The sequence below is a fragment of the Pseudomonas fluorescens genome (assembly GCF_004683905.1).
GTDB classification, from domain to species: Bacteria; Pseudomonadota; Gammaproteobacteria; order Pseudomonadales; family Pseudomonadaceae; genus Aquipseudomonas; species Aquipseudomonas putida_A.
Map to the genome: position 1 here is coordinate 5,295,593 of NZ_CP038438.1, position 19,039 is coordinate 5,314,631.

The following is a 19,039-nucleotide window of genomic DNA, read 5'->3' on the forward strand; positions in this document are numbered from 1 at the left end:
CTTAGCTTCGCTGCACAAACCGGCTGAACGCCGCGACCAACGGCCCTCGCCACGGTTTTCCGGGGCCAGACAGCTGTAATCAGGGTTTCCCTAGGCCAAGCGCGGTCATGTATGCTACGGCGCTTCCTGTCATTCCACTTCCAGCCTGTCCGGAGCATCCCCCGGAGGGCGCGTTGAAGAGGATTAGGCCACCCCTATCCAGTACAAAAGTAGCCATGCACGAACAATATCAGCCCCGTGAAATCGAAGCCGCCGCCCAGTCGTTCTGGGACGAGCAAAAGTCCTTTGAAGTCAGTGAACAGCCAGGCAAGGAAACCTACTACTGCCTGTCGATGTTCCCTTACCCCAGCGGCAAGCTACACATGGGGCACGTGCGCAACTACACCATCGGCGACGTGATCTCCCGCTACCAGCGCATGCAAGGCAAGAACGTTCTGCAACCGATGGGTTGGGACGCCTTCGGCATGCCGGCGGAAAACGCCGCGATGAAGAACAACGTGGCACCCGCCAAGTGGACCTACGAAAACATCGCCTACATGAAGTCCCAGCTGCGCAGCCTGGGCCTGGCGGTGGACTGGTCCCGTGAAGTGACCACCTGCAAGCCGGATTACTACCGCTGGGAACAATGGCTGTTCACTCGCCTGTTCGAAAAAGGCGTGATCTACCGCAAGAACGGCACCGTGAACTGGGACCCGGTCGACCAGACCGTGCTGGCCAACGAACAGGTGATCGACGGGCGCGGCTGGCGCTCCGGCGCGCTGATCGAAAAGCGCGAAATCCCGATGTACTACTTCAAGATCACCGCTTACGCGGATGAACTGCTGGAGAGCCTCGACGAACTGACTGGCTGGCCGGAACAGGTCAAGACCATGCAGCGCAACTGGATCGGCAAGTCCCGCGGCATGGAAGTGCAGTTTCCGTACAACGTCGACTCGATCGGCGAAGCCGGCACCCTCAAGGTCTTCACCACCCGCCCGGACACCCTGATGGGCGCGACCTACGTTGCCGTGGCTGCCGAGCACCCGCTGGCGACCCAGGCCGCGCAGAACAACCCTGAGCTGCAAGCGTTCATCGCCGAATGCAAGGGCGGCAGCGTCGCTGAAGCCGACGTCGCCACTCAAGAGAAGAAAGGCCTGCCGACCGGCCTGTTCGTCGAGCACCCGCTGACCGGTGAAAAACTCCCGGTATGGGTCGCCAACTACGTGCTGATGCACTACGGCGACGGCGCCGTGATGGCAGTTCCGGCGCACGACGAGCGCGATTTCGAATTCGCCCACAAGTACAACCTGCCGGTGAAATCGGTGGTACGCACCAGCTCCGGCGACACCAACCCGGCTCCGTGGCAAGACGCCTACGGCGAGCACGGCACGCTGATCAACTCCGGCGAGTTCGACGGCCTGGACTTCACCGGCGCGTTCGACGCCATGGAAGTCGCCCTGATCAAGAAAAACCTCGGTGCCTCGCGCACTCAATTCCGCCTGCGCGACTGGGGCATCAGCCGTCAGCGCTACTGGGGCTGCCCGATCCCGATCATCCACTGCGCCACTTGCGGTGACGTGCCGGTCCCGGAAGACCAGTTGCCGGTGGTGCTGCCGGAAGACGTGGTGCCGGACGGCGCCGGTTCGCCGCTGGCGCGCATGCCGGAATTCTACGAGTGCAGCTGCCCGAAATGCGGCCAGCCTGCCAAGCGTGAAACCGACACCATGGACACCTTCGTCGAGTCCTCGTGGTACTACGCCCGTTACGCCTCGCCGCACTTCGAAGGTGGCCTGGTGGAAAAATCCGCGGCCGACCACTGGCTGCCGGTGGATCAGTACATCGGCGGTATCGAACACGCCATTCTTCACCTGCTGTACGCGCGCTTCTTCCACAAGCTGATGCGCGACGAAGGCCTGGTCAGTTCCAACGAGCCGTTCAAGAACCTGCTGACCCAGGGCATGGTGATCGCCGAGACTTACTACCGTCGCGAAGCCAACGGTGCCTACACCTGGTTCAATCCGGCGGACGTGGAACTGGAGCGTGACAGCAAGGCCAAGGTCATCAGCGCCAAACTGAAATCCGACGGCTTGCCGGTGGAAATCGGTGGCACCGAGAAAATGGCCAAGTCGAAGAACAACGGTGTCGACCCACAGTCGATGATCGATCAGTTTGGCGCCGACACCTGCCGCCTGTTCATGATGTTCGCTTCGCCGCCGGACATGAGCGCCGAATGGTCGGACTCCGGCGTTGAAGGCTCGCACCGCTTCCTCAAGCGCGTCTGGCGTCTGGCGCAGGCCCACGTCACTCAGGGCCTGCCGGGCAAGCTGGACATCGCCGGCCTGAACGACGAGCAGAAAGCCGTGCGCCGCGCCATCCACCTGGCCATCAAACAGGCCAGCCATGACGTCGGCCAGAACCACAAATTCAACACCGCCATCGCTCAGGTGATGACGCTGATGAACGTGCTGGAAAAAGCTGCGCAAGGCACCGAACAGGACCGCGCGCTGATTCACGAAGGTCTGGAAGCTGTCACGTTGTTGCTGGCTCCGATCACGCCGCACATCAGCCATGAGCTGTGGAATCAACTGGGCCACGCTGACCCGGTGATCGATGCCGGCTGGCCTGCGGTCGATGAAAGCGCACTGGTGCAGGACAGCCTGCAACTGGTCATTCAAGTGAACGGCAAGCTGCGTGGCCAGATCGAAATGCCGGCCAGCGCCACCCGCGAAGAAGTTGAAGCGGCGGCCCGCGCCAACGAAAACGTGCTGCGTTTCGTCGACGGTCTGACCATTCGCAAAGTGATCGTTGTACCAGGGAAACTGGTTAACATCGTCGCCAGCTAAATTGGATTGGGCGTCAGGTTCGCCTGACGCACTGTAAAACCTTTCGGGCCGCAGGGTCGGCCCACATGGTTTCAAGGGGAGCAACACAATGATCAAACGCAATCTGCTGGTGATGGGCCTCGCCGTTCTGCTGAGCGCCTGCGGTTTCCAGCTGCGTGGCACCGGCACCAACGAACTGTCGATCAAGGAGCTCGATCTGAGCGCCCGTAACGCGTATGGCGAGACCGTCACCCAGCTGCGTCAGGTGCTCGAGTCCAGCGGCGTCAAGGTCTACAGCGGTGCACCGTACAAGCTGTATCTGGCTGACGAACAGGAAAACCAGCGTATCCTCAGCTACGCCGGTGCCGGTCGTACGGGTGAGTACCAAGTGACCACCGTGCTGAACTACGACATCGTAGGCGAACACAATCTGAACCTGCTGAGCGACAAGCTTGAAGTGCAGAAAGTGTTCATCCACGACGGCAACAACCTCGTCGGCTCCGATCAGGAAGCCAACGACGCCCGTCGCGAAACCCGTCGCGAACTGGTTCAGCGCATGATGCTGCGCCTGCAACAGCTGACGCCGGGCCAACTGCAGCAATTACAGCAAGCGGCCAACGACCGTGCCCGGGCTGAAGCCGACGCGCTGAAGGCGGCACAGAAAGCTGAAGCGGAAACCCCGCGTCAGTCGCCGCTCGAACTGCCGCAGCAGTAAGACGTACGGGGCGCTCAGGCGCCCCGTTCGCCCTCTCTTATGAAGCTCGCTCCCGCTCAACTCGGCAAACACCTGCAAGGCGCGCTCGCGCCCGTCTATATCATCAGCGGCGATGACCCGCTGTTGTGCCAGGAAGCCGCCGACGCCATTCGCAGTGCTGCCCGCCAGCAAGGTTTCGACGAACGCCAGGTGTTCGCCGCCGACGCCAATTTCGATTGGGGGACCTTGTTGCAGGCCGGCGCCAGCATGTCGCTGTTCGCCGAAAAACGCCTACTGGAACTGCGCCTGCCTTCGGGCAAGCCCGGTGATAAGGGCGCTGCCGCGCTGATCGAATACTGCTCGCGCCCCGCTGAAGACACGGTGCTGCTGATCAGCTTGCCCAAGCTCGATGGCAGTGCGCAGAAAACCAAGTGGGGCAAGGCCCTGGTCGAAGGCCAGCAGACCCAGTTCATCCAGATCTGGCCGGTGGATGCCAACCAGTTGCCGAGCTGGATTCGCCAGCGTCTGTCGCAAGCCGGTTTGTCGGCCAGCCAGGACGCGGTCGAACTGATCGCCGCACGCGTCGAGGGCAACCTGCTCGCCGCCGCGCAGGAAATCGAAAAGCTCAAGTTGATGGCCGAAGGTGGGCAGATCACCGTCGAAACCGTGCAGGCCGCGGTGGCCGACAGTGCGCGCTTCGACGTGTTTGGCCTGACCGACGCCGTACTCAACGGCGAACCGGCCCACGCCTTGCGCATGCTTGAAGGCCTGCGCGGTGAAGGCGTCGAGCCACCGGTGATTCTCTGGGCACTGGCGCGGGAGTTGCGCCTGCTGGCCAATATTTCGCTGCAGTACAGCCAGGGCACGCCGCTGGACAAGTGCTTCAGCCAGGCGAAACCGCCAGTCTGGGACAAGCGCAAACCGCTGATGAGCAAAGCCCTGCAACGCTACTCGGCGCAACGCTGGGCGCAGTTGTTGCTCGAAGCCCAGCGCATCGATGCGCAGATCAAGGGTCAGGCCGCCGGTTCGCCGTGGATGAGCCTGAGCCGGTTGGCGCTGTTGATGTCCGGCCAGCGTCTGACTCTTCCCGCCGAATAAGACGTTCAACCGCATAACGCCCTTTCGCGAGCAAGCCCGCTCCCACAGTCGATCGCATTCACATGATAGAACTCGGTCGACTGTGGGAGCGGGCTTGCTCGCGAAGGCGTCAGAATATTCCTACGCAATAGAGGCTGGACAGACGCGCGGCTTCGGCAGATTATTCGCCCCGCAGCACCCACCTACCGAGAGAACCCTCATGAGCAAAAAGCCATCGAAACATGGCCCGAACAAGGCCAAATCCATCATCGCCCAACCCCTGTTCCGCAGTCGCCAGGAACGACCAACCAAGGGTAAAGGCAGCTACCGCCGCGAAGCCTTCCAGTCTAATAGCTGGGAGGCTTCTTACTTTCTGGCTGCCTGAAGCACAGCACCCCCTGGTCATGTTAAGGTCTGCACCTGATTCGTATCCCCTGGAACTGTGCATGCCCTTCAGTCTTTCCCGTCGTTGGCCCGTTCGCCAACTGATCGCTGCCTCCAGCTTCATTCTGCTTGTCGCCTGCGCGGAAAAACCTACCGCCGCCGATGCGCAACCCCTTCAAGCCGCCCCTGTCGCAACAGCCCCGGCAATCATCCCGCCGGTAGTGCCGTCCGCTGACCCGCTTGATCTTCAGCCAACCCAGACCTTTGCCGAATGGCAGGCGGGTTTCCGCAAGGATGCCTTGGCAGCCGGGATCCGCGCCGATCTGTTCGACCGCGCGTTTGCCAATGTCAGCTTCGATGCCAGTGTGATCAAAGCCGACCGCAGCCAGCCGGAGTTCTCTCGTCCGGTATGGGAATACCTCGACGGCGCCCTGTCGCCGCTGCGGGTGAGCAAGGGGCAGGCGCTGATCAGTCAGTACGCCGACATCCTGCAAAGCATCGAACAGCGTTATGGCGTGGATCGCCAGGCACTGGTGTCGGTATGGGGCATGGAAAGCAACTTCGGTCAGTTCCAGGGCAGCAAATCGGTGATCAACTCGCTGGCGACCCTGGCCTACGAAGGCCGTCGCCCGGGCTTCGCCCATGCGCAACTGATCGCTGCGCTGCAGATCCTGCAACAGGGCGACATCACGCCAGAAAAGATGCTTGGCTCGTGGGCGGGTGCGATGGGCCAGACCCAGTTCATTCCGACCACCTACAACACCCACGCCGTGGATTTCGACGGTGACGGCCGCCGCGACATCTGGGGCAGCCCGGCCGATGCCCTGGCCTCCACAGCGCATTACCTGCAAAGCTCCGGCTGGCAGCGTGGTCAGCCATGGGGCTTCGAGGTGCAACTGCCGAGTGGATTCAACTACACCCTGGCCGATGGCGCGATGCGCAAGACCGTTGCCGAATGGCGGCAACTGGGCGTGATCCTGCCTAATGGCGGTCAGGCCCCGGCCGGCTCGGAACAGCTGTCTGCCGCCCTGCTGCTGCCGGCCGGCTACCGTGGCCCGGCGTTCCTGATCCTCGATAACTTCCGGGCGATCCTCAAGTACAACAACTCATCGTCCTATGCACTGGCGGTCAGTCTGTTGTCCGAGCGCTTCAATGGCGCAGGCCTGATCAACGGCACCTGGCCGAAAGATGATCTGCCATTGAGCCGTACCGAGCGTATCGAATTGCAGAACCTGCTGAGCGCGCGCAATTACGATGCGGGCACGGCGGACGGGATTATCGGCGCCAATACCCGCAAGGCGATCCGCAGTGCCCAGCAGTCGTTTGGCTGGCCGGCGGACGGGTATCCGACGCATAAGCTGCTTGAGAGCCTGCGCAGCCAATAGAACGATAATCGTATGGCTGATGCCGCCTTCGCGAGCAAGCTCGCTCCCACATTTGATTTGTGTCTTACACAGAACCAGTGTGGGAGCGGGCTTGCTCGCGAAGACTGACTCACTGGCAACCAAACCCTAGCGTTTGATCACTACATCCTGTTCCAACATCAATTCCTTCTTCCCGGCATCCAAGCGAACCAGCGCCCCCATCGGCAGCGTCAGGTTCGGATCACAATGCCCGCTGCGCCACCCCGACAGCACCGGAATCCGTAACGGCTCGAAGGTCTGCTTGAGCAAGCGATTCAACGCCTCGACATCCACCCCGGCGACATCCCCCACCAGCACACCGCGCAATCTGGCCAGCTTGCCAGCCAGGCGCATCTGCGTGAGCAAACGGTCAATCCGATATAGCGGCTCGTTGACGTCTTCGATCAGCAGAATCACGCCCTCGACGTCAATCTCATAAGGTGTGCCCAGCGTCGAGGCAATCATCGCCAGATTGCCGCCAAGCAAACGCCCGTGAGCGATGCCAGGTTCGACCGTGGTCAATGGATAAGCCACCGGATGGCTCAACACACTCCCCGCCTTCAACTGACCGCGCAACATGGCGAAGAATGAGGTGACGGTAGGTGGCTCCTTGTCGCCCAGCAGGTCGGCATTGAGCAGCGGGCCATGGAAGGTCACGAACCCTGCGTAGCGACTGATCGCCAGATGCAGTGCGGTGATGTCGCTGTAGCCGACAAACGGCTTGGCGTGACGACTCAGCAAGTCGTAATCGATCCGGTCCAGCAGGCGCGGCGTGCCGTAACCACCGCGCAGGCAAATGATCGCGTCGACTTCAGGGTCGACGAAAGCGGCGTGCAGGTCGTTGAGGCGCACGTCATCGCTGCCGGCCAGATAGCCGTCCTTCTCGTAGACACCGGGGAACACCTTCAGTGCATAGCCGCGGGCACGCATCCACTGCACAGCCTTGTCAGTGTCCAGTGCACCGGGGCCGGCGGGGGCAATCACACCGATCAGTCCTTCGGACGGCAGCGCCGGCACAGGCTTATGCGGAAAAAGGGTGTGAGTCGGTCGAACGGTCATCCATGGGTCTCCCTGTGAATTCATGAACACACAGTAGTCAGGTACAGAGACAAACAAAAGAGTGCGCGGCAGGCCCAAACAAAAATACCCGCCGAAGCGGGTATTTTTCGAGGCTATCAGCGCCGGATCAGGAACCGAGCAGTTCAGCCTTGACCAGTTTCGCCTGCTCGTCGGCGTGATACGAGGAACGTACCAGCGGGCCGGAAGCAACGTTCTTGAAGCCCATCTTGTAACCTTCCTCGGCGAACCAGGCGAAGGTGTCCGGGTGCACGAAACGCTGCACCGGCAAGTGGCTGCGCGACGGTTGCAGGTACTGGCCGAGGGTCAGCATGTCAATGTCGTGTTCGCGCATGCGCTTCATGACTTCGATGACTTCTTCGTCGGTCTCGCCCAGACCCAGCATCAGGCCGGATTTGGTCGGGATGTGCGGCATCATCTGCTTGAAGCGTTGCAGCAGGGTCAGCGACCACTGGTAATCCGAACCCGGACGCGCAGCCTTGTACAGGCGCGGCACGGTTTCCAGGTTGTGGTTGAACACATCCGGCGGCTCGGCAGCGGTGATTTCCAAGGCGATGTCCATGCGGCCACGGTAGTCCGGGACCAGGGTTTCCAGCTGCACGTTCGGCGACAGCTTGCGGATCTCGCGGATGCAATCAGCAAAGTGCTGGGCACCGCCGTCACGCAGGTCGTCGCGGTCAACCGAGGTGATCACCACGTACTTGAGCTTGAGGTCGGCAATGGCGATCGCCAGGCTCTCCGGCTCGTTGACGTCCAGTGGTTTCGGACGACCGTGGCCAACGTCGCAGAACGGGCAACGACGGGTGCAGATGTCGCCCATGATCATGAAGGTCGCGGTGCCGCCGGAGAAGCACTCGCCCAGGTTCGGGCAGGAGGCTTCTTCGCAGACGCTGTGCAGCTTGTGCTTGCGCAGCAGACTCTTGATCCGGTCGACTTCCGGCGAAACCGGGATGCGCACGCGAATCCAGTCGGGTTTCTTCGGCAGTTCGGTGGTCGGAATGATCTTTACCGGGATGCGTGCAACCTTCTCGGCGCCGCGCAGCTTGACGCCGGCTTCAACCTTGGGACGCGGGGCCGGGCGCTCGGTCACGTCGAGCGTCGGGATCATGGTTTGCACTGCATCAGTAGTCATATCAGTCGATTCCGCCCGTCAGGGTCGTCTGCTCAGCATAGTCGAGGTGTTTGACGAGCTGCGCGCGCAGCCGGGCACTTACCTCGGCAAATTCAATCGATCCTGCGTGGTCGCTCAGCTGGGTCATTGCCAGCCCGGCATAGCCGCAGGGATTAATCCGTCGAAACGGCTCCAGGTTCATATCCACGTTCAGGGCCAGGCCATGAAAGGAGCAACCGTGGCGAATCCGCAAACCCAGAGAAGCGATTTTCGCTCCGTCGACGTAGACGCCGGGAGCATCTGGCTTGGCTACAGCGGTCACGCCGTAGCTGTCCAGCAATTCGATCAGGCAGTGTTCCATGCGCGTGACCAGATCACGTACGCCAAAGCCCAGCTTGCGCACGTCCAGCAACAGGTAGGCGACCAACTGGCCCGGGCCATGATAAGTCACCTGCCCGCCGCGATCGACCTGTACCACCGGGATATCGCCCGGCAGCAACAGGTGTTCGGCCTTGCCGGCCTGGCCCTGGGTGAACACCGGAGGGTGCTCGACCAGCCAGATTTCGTCGGCGGCATCGCTGCCGCGTTCGTTGGTGAAGCGTTGCATGGCGTGCCAGACCGGCTCGTAAGCCATCTGGCCGAGCTCGCGAAAGCCCAACGTGCCCGGCATCACAGCACCATGTGCACGAAGCCGGTAGCCCGCAGTTCGCTGTTGATGTTGTACAGCTGGTCCTGGTCGGTGGCGACGATGTGCAACTGAATCGTGGTGTATTTGCCGTTTGTGCTCTGGCGCTCATCCACACGGTCATGGTTGATCGTCGCGTGTTTCTTGACGATCTCGATGATCTTGTCCTTGTTGCCCACACCGGTGTCGCTGATCACCTTAACCGGGTAATCAACGTTGGGGAATTCGATCTTTGGCGCCTTTACTTCGGTATCGGTCATGGCGTAACGGCCTCGTAAGCGTAAGCCGTGGCGACGGGCATGCCCCCGCGCCGGATCAGCGCGGGGGCATGCAGGTGCACACTAAATTCAGTTGAACAAGCCGTAGAAGAATAGACGGATGCTATCCCACATGCGGCGGAAGATACCACCCTCCTCGACAGCGTCCAGAGCGATCAGGTCAGCGCTGTGCACTACCTTGTCGTCCAGTTTCACTTCGACTTTACCGATCACGTCGCCCTTGGCGATTGGCGCGGTCAGTTGCGGGTTCATGGTCATGCTGGCAGCGAGCTTTTTCAGCTGGCCTTTTGGCAGGGTCATGGTCAGGTCTTCAGCCAGGCCGGCCTTGACTTGACTGGTGGTGCCTTTCCACACCGGGGCCTGAGCCAGTTCGGTGCCCTTCTGGTAGAAGGTCTGGGTTTCGAAGAAACGGAAACCGTAGGTCAGCAGCTTCTGGGTTTCAGCGGCACGCGCCACTTCGCTGTTGGTGCCGAACACCACGGCGATCAGACGCTGGCCATCACGTACAGCCGAGGACACCATGCAGTAGCCGGCTTCGTCGGTGTGACCGGTTTTCAGACCGTCAACGGTCTTGTCGCGCCACAGCAGCAGGTTGCGGTTAGGCTGCTTGATGCCGTTCCAGAAGAACTCTTTCTGCGAGTAGATCGCGTAGTGAGCCGGGTCTTCATGGATGATCGCACGGGCCAGGATCGCCATGTCGTGAGCCGACGAGTAGTGCTCAGGGTTCGGCAGACCGGTCGGGTTCATGAAGTGCGAGTTGGTCATGCCCAGATCGGCGACCGTCTTGTTCATCAGGTCGGCGAACGCGTCTTCGCTGCCGGCGATGTGCTCGGACAGCGCCACGCTGGCGTCGTTGCCGGACTGGATGATGATGCCGTGCAGCAGGTCGCTGACGGTCACTTGCGAGCCGACTTTGATGAACATCCGCGAGCCGCCGGTACGCCAGGCGTTTTCGCTGACGGTCACCGGGTCGTTCTCACCGATCTGGCCACGACGGATTTCCAGCGTAGCGATGTACGCGGTCATCAGTTTGGTCAGGCTGGCTGGCGGCAGACGCTGGTCACCGTTGTTCTCCACCAGCACGTTGCCGCTGCTGGCGTCCATGAGCACGTAGGCTTTTGCAGCCAGTTGAGGTGGCGACGGCATCATCTCGGCCGCGAAAGCGGCTGGCGAGAGGAGCAGCGGGACTAGCAGACACAGGCGTTTGGCAAAGGTGGTGATGTTCATCCGTCTCTCGAAATCGCTAATGGAAACTTGCCCGAAGGCAAAACTATTCAGACAGCCTTCTAACGGGCCATCGCGTGTTCAGTTGCTCACTCCAGTCACCCTTGCCGGGCTTTTGTTCTTCGACGAGCCAACAACCTGGTTCACCCCCCAAAACCGCAAGTGAACCGTCAATCAAGTGCTACGTTTCTTACTCGGTGACCACGCTCGGCGAGCCGAGATTGGCCAGGCGCACGCTGTTCTGCACCTGCGCGATCTCACCCGGCGACCCGATCGGCCCCAGGCGTACCCGGTGCAGGGTCTGCTGATTGCGCACGATCGAGCTGATGAACACCGGAGCGCTCACCATCCCGCTGAGCTTCGACCTCAGGAGTTCTGCAGCGTCCGGGTTGGCGAACGCGCCCACCTGCAGATACTGGCCAGACGCTGGTGCAGAAGCGTTTTTTTTTGCGCTGATCTGTACAGGGACAGTATCAGAGGCATGTTGCTGCGGCGGCGGGGTCCACTGCTCGATGGTACCGGCCGACGCCGTGATCACCGGGGCGCTATTCTGCGCGACTTGCGGCTCGTTGAGCATCAGCGGCGCCGGACGGCCCTTGGCGGCCCACCATTGCTGCGGATCGATGCCCTCGACCTTGACCCGCGCGGTGCCGATTTCGGCATAACCGAGCTTCTTCGCGGCCGCGTAGGACAAGTCGATGATCCGGTCCGAATAGAACGGCCCGCGATCGTTGACCCGCAGGATCACGCTCTTGTTGTTGTCCAGGTTGGTCACCCGAACGTAACTTGGCAGTGGCAGAGTCTTGTGAGCGGCACTCATGCCGTACAGGTCATACACTTCGCCGTTGGCGGTGTTCTGCCCGTGGAACTTGGTGCCGTACCAGGACGCCGTGCCCGAGGCGACGTAGGTCTTGGATTCCTGCAACGGGAAATAGGTCTTGCCCAGCACGGTGTACGGGTTGGCCTTGTACGGGCCGGTGTGCAGGGTCGGCGTGGCGTCCGGGATCCGCGAAACATCGACATCCCACCACGGCGCGCCGTCTTTGTGCGCGCGGTTGATGTCCAGCCCCGGCTGCGCGCGTACGGCGGTGGACGAAGTCTTCTGGGTCGGCGCGCGGCTGGTCGAACAGCTGGCGACCAGCACCGCCAACGCAGCGAAAGCCACCAGCTTCAGGGGTTTATTGATAGGCAATGCCCGCATTACTTGACGCCCCGTGCTTTTACCAGCTCTTCAGACAGTTGATGTACGGCCATGGCGTACATCACGCTGCGGTTATAACGCGTGATCGCGTAGAAATTCTTCAGGCCCATCCAGTATTCAGGGCCGTTGTCGCCTTCGAGGCGAAATGCAGTAACCGGCATATCATCGCGCAGCGCATCATGACTTGACCAGCCCAACGCCCGCAACTCTCCGACCGTTTTCGTCGGCTCGATGCCGGTGGTCAGGCCTTCATCGACCTGCTCGCCGCGCACATCGGCGCGACTGACCACTGGTTCCCCGGCGACCCAGCCATGCCGTTTGAAGTAACTGGCCACGCTGCCGATCGCATCGTCCGGATTGGTCCAGATATTGATGTGACCGTCACCGTCGAAATCCACCGCATAGGCGCGAAAGCTGCTCGGCATGAATTGCGGCAGGCCCATCGCCCCGGCGTACGAGCCTTTGAGGGTCAATGGATCGACCTGTTCTTCACGGGCCAGCAGCAGGAACTCACGCAATTCCTTGCGGAAAAATTCGGCACGGGGAGGATAGTCGAAACCGAGCGTGGACAACGCATCAATCACCCGGTAATTGCCGGTATTACGTCCGAAAAAGGTCTCGACGCCAATGATCGACACGATGACTTGTGCCGGTACACCGTACTCCTGCTCGGCACGGGCCAGCACGGCCTCGTGCTGGCGCCAGAAGTCCACACCACGGGCGATGCGCGCGTCGGTGATGAACATCGGGCGATATTCTTTCCACTGCTTGACCCGCTCGGCGGGTTTGGAGATGGCGTCGAGAATCGCCTGCTTGCGCTGCGCCTCGCGGAACACCGCCATCAGTTGCTCGCCGGCAAAACCGTAGTCGCGGGTCATTTCACCGACGAATTCGGCCACCTGCGGTGAGCCTTCGTAATCGCCGGCCAGCGCTTCCTGCGCGCTGCCAAGGATGCCGACCAGGCCGACCCACGGCGCGTAACGAGTCGCCCAGCTGCGCATGACTTGCATTGAACTCTTCACCTTATTCAAACCTGTGCGATCCACTTGCGATGCGTATGAATCGACATCAAAACCCCAAACGCTGACAGCAGTGTCACCAGCGAAGTTCCTCCGTAGCTAATGAAGGGCAACGGCACCCCCACCACCGGCAACAGGCCACTGACCATACCGATGTTGACGAAAACATAAACAAAAAACGTCATGGTCAGCGCGCCGGCGAGCAATTTGCCAAACAGCGTCTGCGCCTGGGCGGTAATCACCAGGCCGCGACCGATTAGCAGCAGATAGATCAGCAGCAGCGCGCAGATGCCCACCAGACCGAACTCCTCGCCCAGTACGGCGATGATGAAGTCGGTGTGGCTTTCCGGCAAAAAGTCCAGGTGCGACTGGGTGCCCAGCAGCCAACCCTTGCCGAACACACCGCCGGAACCGATCGCGGCTTTCGACTGGATGATGTTCCAGCCGGTGCCGAGCGGATCGCTTTCCGGGTCGAGGAAGGTCAGGATCCGCTGCTTCTGGTAGTCGTGCATGATGAAGAACCACATGGCGATCGCCACCGGTACGGCGGCGGCCAGCACGCTGAGGATCCAGCGCCAGCGCAGCCCGCCCATGAACAGCACGAACGCGCCGCCGGCCAGAATCAGCAGTGACGTACCAAGGTCAGGCTGGCGCACGATCAGAATGAACGGCACGCCGATCAGCATCAGGCTGATGCCGACATGCTTGAGTTGCGGCGGTAGCGTGCGTTTGGACAGATACCAGGCAATCGTCGCCGGCATCAGAATCTTCATGAACTCCGAGGGCTGGAAGCGGATCACCCCGGGGATGTTGATCCAGCGCGTCGCGCCCATGGCGTTGTGGCCCATGATGTCCACCACCAACAGCAGCACCACGCCGATCACGTAACCGAGCGGTACCCAACGCGCCATGAACCGTGGTTCGAACTGGGCGATGACAATCATCGACACCAGGCCGATGCCGAACGAAGTGGCTTGTTTGCCCAGCAGATCCCAGCTTTTGCCACTGGCCGAATACAGCACGAACAGACTGCCCGCAGCGAGGATCAGCAGCAGGATCAACAGCGGGCCATCGATATGCAGGCGTTGCAGCAGCGTCGCCCGGCGACGCATCACATCCTCGCTAGAGAGCATGCGATCAAAATTATTCATCACGGGCCGTAGCCTCCGCACTGATAGGACCGGCGTATTCGGCCTTCAATCGACCCTCCTGATCCAGAAGCCAGGCATCCATGACCTGACGCACCACTGGCGCGGCGACACCGGAGCCGGACTCACCGTTCTCGACCATCACCGAAACCACTATTTTCGGGTTGTCGGCCGGGGCGAAACCAACGAACAAGGCGTGGTCGCGGTGGCGTTCCTGAACCTTGGAGCGGTCGTATTTTTCACCTTGTTTGATCGCGACGACCTGAGCGGTACCGGACTTGCCGGCGATGCGGTATTGCGCACCGATTGCTGCCTTGCGCGCAGTACCCCGGGCGCCGTGCATCACCTGCTGCATGCCGTGGTTGACCTTGGTCCAGTCCGACGGATCGCGCAGGACGATGTCCGGCATCGGGTTCTCGTCTACCGGTTTGGCGCCCTCAATGGTCTTGGCCAGGTGCGGCCGGTTCCAGATGCCTTTGTTGGCGACCAGCGCCGTGGCCTGTGCCAGTTGCAACGGTGTGGACTGCATATAACCCTGGCCAATCCCCAGAATCAGGGTTTCACCCGGGAACCACGCCTGCTTGCGCGTCGCACGCTTCCACTCGCGGGACGGCATCAGGCCGGGGGATTCTTCGAACATGTCCAGCGAGACCTTCTGGCCGATGCCGAACTTGTTCATGTAGGCCGACAACCGATCGATGCCCAGCTTGTGCGCCAGGTCATAGAAGTAGGTGTCGTTGGAACGCATGATCGCCGTGTCGAGATCGACGAAGCCGTCACCGGTGCGGTTCCAGTTGCGGTACTTGTGATCGTAGTTGGGCAGCATGTAGTAACCGGGGTCGAACACCCGGCTCGACGCTGTCACTACGCCAGAATCGAGACCGGCAATCGCCACCGCCGGCTTGATCGTCGAACCCGGCGGGTACAGGCCGCGCAGCACGCGGTTGAACAGCGGCCGGTCGATGGAATCGCGCAGTTCGGCATAGGCCTTGAAGCTGATGCCGGTGACGAACAGGTTCGGGTCGAAACTCGGCTGGCTGACCATCGCCAGCACTTCGCCAGTCTTCGGATCGAGCGCCACCACCGCGCCGCGACGCCCGCCCAGCGCGGCTTCGGCCGCTTCCTGCAGTTTGATGTCCAGGCTCAGGACGATGTCCTTGCCGGGAATCGGATCGGTACGCTTGAGCACGCGCAATACGCGGCCCCGAGCGTTGGTTTCGACTTCCTCGTAACCCACCTGGCCGTGCAGTTCCGGCTCGTAGAAACGCTCGATGCCGGTCTTGCCGATGTGGTGGGTGCCGCTGTAGTTGACCGGGTCGAGGGTCTTCAGCTCTTTCTCGTTGATGCGCCCCATGTAACCCACCGAGTGCGCAAAATGCGCGCCCTGCGGGTAGTGGCGCACCAGCTGCGCGACCACTTCCACCCCTGGCAGGCGGAACTGGTTCACCGCGATCCGGGCGATCTGCTCTTCGGTCAACTCGAACAGGATCGGCACCGGCTCGAATGGCCGACGCCCCTGACGCATGCGTTTCTCGAAGATCACCCGGTCCTCGGGCGTCAGCTGCAGCACTTCGACGATCACGTCGAGCACTTGCTGCCAGTCGCCGGAACGTTCGCGGGTCATGCTCAGGCTGAAGCTCGGGCGGTTGTCCGCCACCACCACGCCGTTGCGGTCGAAGATCAAGCCGCGGGTCGGCGGAATCGGCTGCACATGGACGCGGTTGTTTTCCGAGAGCGTCGAGTGGTACTCGTACTGGATCACCTGCAAGTAGTACAGCCGCGCAATCAGCACGCAGATCAACAGCATGACCGCAATGGCCCCGAACACGACGCGGCTACGCACCAGGCGGGCGTCCTTTTCGTGGTCCTTGATGCGGATCGGCTGAGACATGAGAGCAGGACTACTTGTGGTAAGGGTGACCGGACAGCACGGTCCAGGCACGGTACAGCTGTTCGCCGATCAGGATCCGCACCAGCGGGTGCGGCAAGGTCAGCGGCGACAACGACCAGCGCTGATCGGCGCGGGCGCAGACTTCCGGCGCCAGCCCTTCGGGGCCACCGACCATGAAATTGACCGTGCGCGAATCCAGCCGCCAACGGTCGAGTTCGACCGCCAGTTGCTCGGTGCTCCAGGGCTTGCCGTGGACTTCCAGCGTGACGATCCGCTCGTTCGGCCCGACCTTGGCCAGCATGGCTTCGCCTTCCTGGCGGATGAAACGGGCCACGTCGGCGTTCTTGCCACGGGTATTGAGCGGAATTTCCACCAGTTCCAGCGCCAGTTCGGACGGAAGACGCTTGGCATATTCATGCCAGCCTTCTTCCACCCACTTGGGCATGCGTGAACCGACGGCGATCAGTCGCAGTCGCACAGCAATCCCTTACAGCTGGTCTTTGTTGAGCTTGGTGAAATGCTCGTGGGTGTTTTCCGGGCTGTGGTGCTTGGCGTCTGCCGCACGGCTTTGCTCGGCACCGGCCCACAGGCGTTCCAGGTCGTAGAACTGACGCGCCGAGGCAGTCATCATGTGCACGATCACCAGGTCGAGGTCGAGCAGCACCCAGTCGCTGTCGCCCTTGCCTTCTTCGCCCAGCGGCTTGGCGCCCTGCTTTTTGACTTCTTCACGGACCTTGTCCAGCATCGCGTTGATCTGGCGATTGGACGTACCGGTGGCGATGATCATGTAGTCGGTGATGCTCTGCTTGTCGCGCACATCGATGATCTGGATGTCTTGTGCCTTGACGTCTTCCAGGGCTGCCACGGCAACCTTGACCAGCTCGTCGCCCTTGAGCGGCTCGTTGGTGTTGGCGACTTCCGGCAGCGGTGCGCTCTTGAACGTGCCTTTGCGCTTAACTTTGCTTACGTCTTTGTCAGTCATATAAAACTCGTTTTGCTCGTATATTCGGCGGCTTGGCGATACGTGGATTCGTATCAGTGAAGCACGCCTTGTTCAGTTCGACGCACGGTAAAGACCGTGCGCATCGATGTAGGCCAGGACCGCGTCGGGCACCAGGAAACGTACCGACTTACCGCTGGCCAGCAGTTGACGGATCTGGGTGGCGGAAACCGCGAGCGGTGTCTGCCAGACGAATGCAATCTGTCCGCTCGGCCCTTTCAGGGCCAGCGGGTCGCTCACCGAACGCGCTGCCAGCAGGTTGCGCAAGGCATCCGGCGGTTCGCTGTCGGCGTCCGGGCGCTGTAGCACCAGGATGTGGCAATGCTGGAGCAACTCTTCCCAGCGATGCCAAGTGGGCAGGCCGCAAAATGCGTCCCAGCCCAAAAGCAGAAAAACCTGGGTCTCGGCGGCCATTTCGGCACGCATCAACTCCAGGGTATCAATGGTGTAAGACGGCTTGTCCCGCTGCAATTCGCGGGCGTCCACCACCAGCGGCGGCACTCCGGCCACCGCGCACTCAACCATTGCCAACCGATCCTGCGCCGACACCTGCGGCGTATCGCGGTGCGGCGGCCGGGCGCTGGGCATCATGCGCAGCTCGTCGAGCAGCAGCGCTTCGGCGACTTCCAGCGCACCGCGCAAATGGCCGATGTGCACCGGGTCGAACGTGCCGCCCAGTACGCCGATGCGCCGGGGTCGGAGTTCGCCGTCAGGCAGCGGCGCTGTCAGGTCGAGGTCGGTCAAGTCAGACCGTCGCCTGGCCGCGCAACTGGCCATCACCGACCACGATGTACTTCTCGCAGGTCAGTCCTTCGAGGCCCACCGGGCCGCGGGCGTGCAGCTTATCAGTAGAAATGCCGATCTCGGCACCCAATCCGTATTCGAATCCATCGGCGAAGCAGGTCGGGGTGTTGATCATCACCGACGCCGAGTCGACTTCCGCGACGAAACGCCGGGTGTCGGCGAGGTTTTCACTGACGATCGAGTCGGTGTGATGCGAGCCGTAATGGTTGATGTGTTCGATGGCCTGATCCAGTCCGTCGACCACACGGATCGACAGGATCGGCGCCAGATACTCGGTGCTCCAGTCGTCTTCGCTGGCCGCCACCGCGTCGATGATCGCCCGGGTGCGTTCGCAGCCACGCAGCTCGACGCCTTTCTCGCGGAACTGGGCAGCCATCGACGGCAGGAAATCCTTCGCAACACTTTGATCAACCAGCAAGGTCTCCATCGCGCCGCAGATGCCATAACGGTAAGTCTTGGCATTGAAGGCGATGCGCTGGGCTTTGGCCAGATCGGCGTGCTCGCTGACAAATACGTGGCAGATGCCGTCCAGGTGTTTGATCACCGGCACCCGGGCATCACGGCTGATACGTTCGATCAGGCCACGGCCACCGCGCGGCACGATCACGTCGACATACTCGGGCATGCTGATCATCGCGCCGACGGCGGCACGGTCGGTGGTTTCGACCACTTGCACCACGGCTGCCGGCAATTCGGCCTCGGCCAGACCGCGCTGAATGCACGCGGCAATCGCCCGATTGGAATGAATCGCCTCGGAGCCACCGCGCAGGATGGTCGCGTTACCGGACTTCAGGCACAGGCTGGCGGCGTCGATGGTCACATTGGGCCGGGATTCGTAGATGATCCCGATCACACCCAGCGGTACGCGCATCTTGCCGACCTGAATCCCGGACGGGCGGAAGCTCATGTCACGGATCGCACCGACCGGATCGGGCAATGCTGCCACCTGACGCAGGCCGACGATCATGCCGTCGATGCGCGCCGGGGTCAGTTCCAGACGCTCCAGCAGTGCCGGCTCCAGACCGTTGGCGCGACCGGCGGCCAGATCCTGTTCATTGGCTGCGGCCAGCTCGGCGCGAGCAGCGTCCAGCGCATTGGCAGCAGCCTGCAAGGCGCGGTTTTTCTGCGCGGTGCTGGCACGGCCGATGACCCGGGAAGCTTCGCGGGCGGCGCGACCCAATCGGGTCATGTAGTCAAGAACGGACTCAGTCATGGTCTGCTGGGGTCTTGGCAAAGAGGAAA

18 protein-coding genes are annotated in these 19,039 nt (G+C 61.6%); 5 read left to right on the plus strand and 13 right to left on the minus strand.

The features are described from left to right. Positions 1-215 precede the first annotated feature (215 nt). The 5 genes from leuS (at position 216) to E4T63_RS24475 (ending at position 6,341) form a co-directional block, all read left to right on the plus strand. Positions 216-2,822 (plus strand): leucine--tRNA ligase, encoded by a 2,607-nt coding sequence (gene leuS, locus E4T63_RS24455; protein WP_108183903.1) that lies wholly within the window; start codon positions 216-218, stop codon positions 2,820-2,822. A gap of 88 nt (positions 2,823-2,910) precedes the next feature. Continuing rightward, entirely contained in the window at positions 2,911-3,516 is a 606-nt protein-coding gene (gene lptE, locus E4T63_RS24460; protein ID WP_007960576.1) for an LPS assembly lipoprotein LptE, read from the plus strand. Between the two features lie 39 nt (positions 3,517-3,555). Beyond that, positions 3,556-4,593, plus strand: a complete 1,038-nt coding sequence (gene holA, locus E4T63_RS24465) for a DNA polymerase III subunit delta (protein WP_097089332.1) — start codon at positions 3,556-3,558, stop codon at positions 4,591-4,593. A gap of 199 nt (positions 4,594-4,792) precedes the next feature. Further along, the gene (gene arfA, locus E4T63_RS24470; RefSeq protein WP_027612891.1) at positions 4,793-4,957 is read left to right on the plus strand and encodes an alternative ribosome rescue factor ArfA; all 165 of its coding nucleotides are present in this window, start codon (positions 4,793-4,795) and stop codon (positions 4,955-4,957) included. A gap of 61 nt (positions 4,958-5,018) precedes the next feature. Then, the gene (locus E4T63_RS24475) at positions 5,019-6,341 is read left to right on the plus strand and encodes a lytic murein transglycosylase (protein WP_135296631.1); all 1,323 of its coding nucleotides are present in this window, start codon (positions 5,019-5,021) and stop codon (positions 6,339-6,341) included. A 126-nt stretch (positions 6,342-6,467) separates the two neighbouring features. On the opposite strand, the gene E4T63_RS24480 is transcribed toward E4T63_RS24475, so the two are convergent. The 13 genes from E4T63_RS24480 to E4T63_RS24540 form a co-directional block, all read right to left on the minus strand. Beyond that, positions 6,468-7,418 (minus strand): S66 peptidase family protein, encoded by a 951-nt coding sequence (locus E4T63_RS24480; protein WP_135296632.1) that lies wholly within the window; start codon positions 7,416-7,418, stop codon positions 6,468-6,470. A 127-nt stretch (positions 7,419-7,545) separates the two neighbouring features. After that, the gene (lipA, locus tag E4T63_RS24485) at positions 7,546-8,544 is read right to left on the minus strand and encodes a lipoyl synthase (protein WP_160768663.1); all 999 of its coding nucleotides are present in this window, start codon (positions 8,542-8,544) and stop codon (positions 7,546-7,548) included. Positions 8,545-8,569: 25 nt separating this feature from the next. After that, positions 8,570-9,217: a lipoyl(octanoyl) transferase LipB gene (gene lipB, locus E4T63_RS24490; RefSeq protein WP_098965778.1), complete on the minus strand. Its 648-nt coding sequence runs from the start codon at positions 9,215-9,217 to the stop codon at positions 8,570-8,572. Further along, entirely contained in the window at positions 9,217-9,492 is a 276-nt protein-coding gene (locus tag E4T63_RS24495; RefSeq protein WP_003215438.1) for a DUF493 domain-containing protein, read from the minus strand. The genes lipB and E4T63_RS24495 overlap by 1 nt, the downstream gene beginning before the upstream one ends. A gap of 87 nt (positions 9,493-9,579) precedes the next feature. Then, the gene (locus E4T63_RS24500; protein WP_003228546.1) at positions 9,580-10,737 is read right to left on the minus strand and encodes a D-alanyl-D-alanine carboxypeptidase family protein; all 1,158 of its coding nucleotides are present in this window, start codon (positions 10,735-10,737) and stop codon (positions 9,580-9,582) included. A gap of 187 nt (positions 10,738-10,924) precedes the next feature. After that, positions 10,925-11,935: a septal ring lytic transglycosylase RlpA family protein gene (locus E4T63_RS24505; protein ID WP_007960588.1), complete on the minus strand. Its 1,011-nt coding sequence runs from the start codon at positions 11,933-11,935 to the stop codon at positions 10,925-10,927. Beyond that, positions 11,935-12,945, minus strand: a complete 1,011-nt coding sequence (mltB, locus tag E4T63_RS24510) for a lytic murein transglycosylase B (RefSeq protein WP_007960589.1) — start codon at positions 12,943-12,945, stop codon at positions 11,935-11,937. The genes E4T63_RS24505 and mltB overlap by 1 nt, the downstream gene beginning before the upstream one ends. Positions 12,946-12,962: 17 nt before the next feature. Then, positions 12,963-14,066: a rod shape-determining protein RodA gene (gene rodA, locus E4T63_RS24515; RefSeq protein WP_166497270.1), complete on the minus strand. Its 1,104-nt coding sequence runs from the start codon at positions 14,064-14,066 to the stop codon at positions 12,963-12,965. A 31-nt stretch (positions 14,067-14,097) separates the two neighbouring features. After that, positions 14,098-15,993, minus strand: a complete 1,896-nt coding sequence (gene mrdA, locus E4T63_RS24520; RefSeq protein WP_096796302.1) for a penicillin-binding protein 2 — start codon at positions 15,991-15,993, stop codon at positions 14,098-14,100. A 10-nt stretch (positions 15,994-16,003) separates the two neighbouring features. Continuing rightward, positions 16,004-16,471, minus strand: coding sequence for a 23S rRNA (pseudouridine(1915)-N(3))-methyltransferase RlmH (gene rlmH / locus E4T63_RS24525; protein WP_003185785.1), 468 nt, complete (start codon positions 16,469-16,471; stop codon positions 16,004-16,006). Between the two features lie 9 nt (positions 16,472-16,480). Then, positions 16,481-16,975, minus strand: a complete 495-nt coding sequence (rsfS, locus tag E4T63_RS24530) for a ribosome silencing factor (protein ID WP_007960601.1) — start codon at positions 16,973-16,975, stop codon at positions 16,481-16,483. A 72-nt stretch (positions 16,976-17,047) separates the two neighbouring features. Then, entirely contained in the window at positions 17,048-17,770 is a 723-nt protein-coding gene (gene nadD / locus E4T63_RS24535; RefSeq protein WP_049827899.1) for a nicotinate-nucleotide adenylyltransferase, read from the minus strand. Continuing rightward, entirely contained in the window at positions 17,739-19,010 is a 1,272-nt protein-coding gene (locus E4T63_RS24540) for a glutamate-5-semialdehyde dehydrogenase (RefSeq protein WP_095139181.1), read from the minus strand. The genes nadD and E4T63_RS24540 overlap by 32 nt, the downstream gene beginning before the upstream one ends. Positions 19,011-19,039 lie beyond the last annotated feature (29 nt).

Bases quoted from the DNA above. Each gene is read 5' to 3' on its own strand.
- lipB (WP_098965778.1), bottom strand. From the start codon at position 9,217: ATGCCGGGCACGTTGGGCTTTCGCGAGCTCGGCCAGATGGCTTACGAG.
- arfA (WP_027612891.1), top strand. From the start codon at position 4,793: ATGAGCAAAAAGCCATCGAAACATGGCCCGAACAAGGCCAAATCCATC.
- rodA (WP_166497270.1), bottom strand. From the start codon at position 14,066: ATGCGTCGCCGGGCGACGCTGCTGCAACGCCTGCATATCGATGGCCCG.
- E4T63_RS24500 (WP_003228546.1), bottom strand. From the start codon at position 10,737: ATGAACATCACCACCTTTGCCAAACGCCTGTGTCTGCTAGTCCCGCTG.
- rsfS (WP_007960601.1), bottom strand. From the start codon at position 16,975: ATGACTGACAAAGACGTAAGCAAAGTTAAGCGCAAAGGCACGTTCAAG.
- mrdA (WP_096796302.1), bottom strand. From the start codon at position 15,993: ATGTCTCAGCCGATCCGCATCAAGGACCACGAAAAGGACGCCCGCCTG.
- holA (WP_097089332.1), top strand. From the start codon at position 3,556: ATGAAGCTCGCTCCCGCTCAACTCGGCAAACACCTGCAAGGCGCGCTC.
- E4T63_RS24480 (WP_135296632.1), bottom strand. From the start codon at position 7,418: ATGACCGTTCGACCGACTCACACCCTTTTTCCGCATAAGCCTGTGCCG.
- E4T63_RS24505 (WP_007960588.1), bottom strand. From the start codon at position 11,935: ATGCGGGCATTGCCTATCAATAAACCCCTGAAGCTGGTGGCTTTCGCT.
- E4T63_RS24495 (WP_003215438.1), bottom strand. From the start codon at position 9,492: ATGACCGATACCGAAGTAAAGGCGCCAAAGATCGAATTCCCCAACGTT.
- leuS (WP_108183903.1), top strand. From the start codon at position 216: ATGCACGAACAATATCAGCCCCGTGAAATCGAAGCCGCCGCCCAGTCG.
- E4T63_RS24475 (WP_135296631.1), top strand. From the start codon at position 5,019: ATGCCCTTCAGTCTTTCCCGTCGTTGGCCCGTTCGCCAACTGATCGCT.
- lipA (WP_160768663.1), bottom strand. From the start codon at position 8,544: ATGATCCCGACGCTCGACGTGACCGAGCGCCCGGCCCCGCGTCCCAAG.
- nadD (WP_049827899.1), bottom strand. From the start codon at position 17,770: ATGGCCAGTTGCGCGGCCAGGCGACGGTCTGACTTGACCGACCTCGAC.
- E4T63_RS24540 (WP_095139181.1), bottom strand. From the start codon at position 19,010: ATGACTGAGTCCGTTCTTGACTACATGACCCGATTGGGTCGCGCCGCC.
- mltB (WP_007960589.1), bottom strand. From the start codon at position 12,945: ATGCAAGTCATGCGCAGCTGGGCGACTCGTTACGCGCCGTGGGTCGGC.
- lptE (WP_007960576.1), top strand. From the start codon at position 2,911: ATGATCAAACGCAATCTGCTGGTGATGGGCCTCGCCGTTCTGCTGAGC.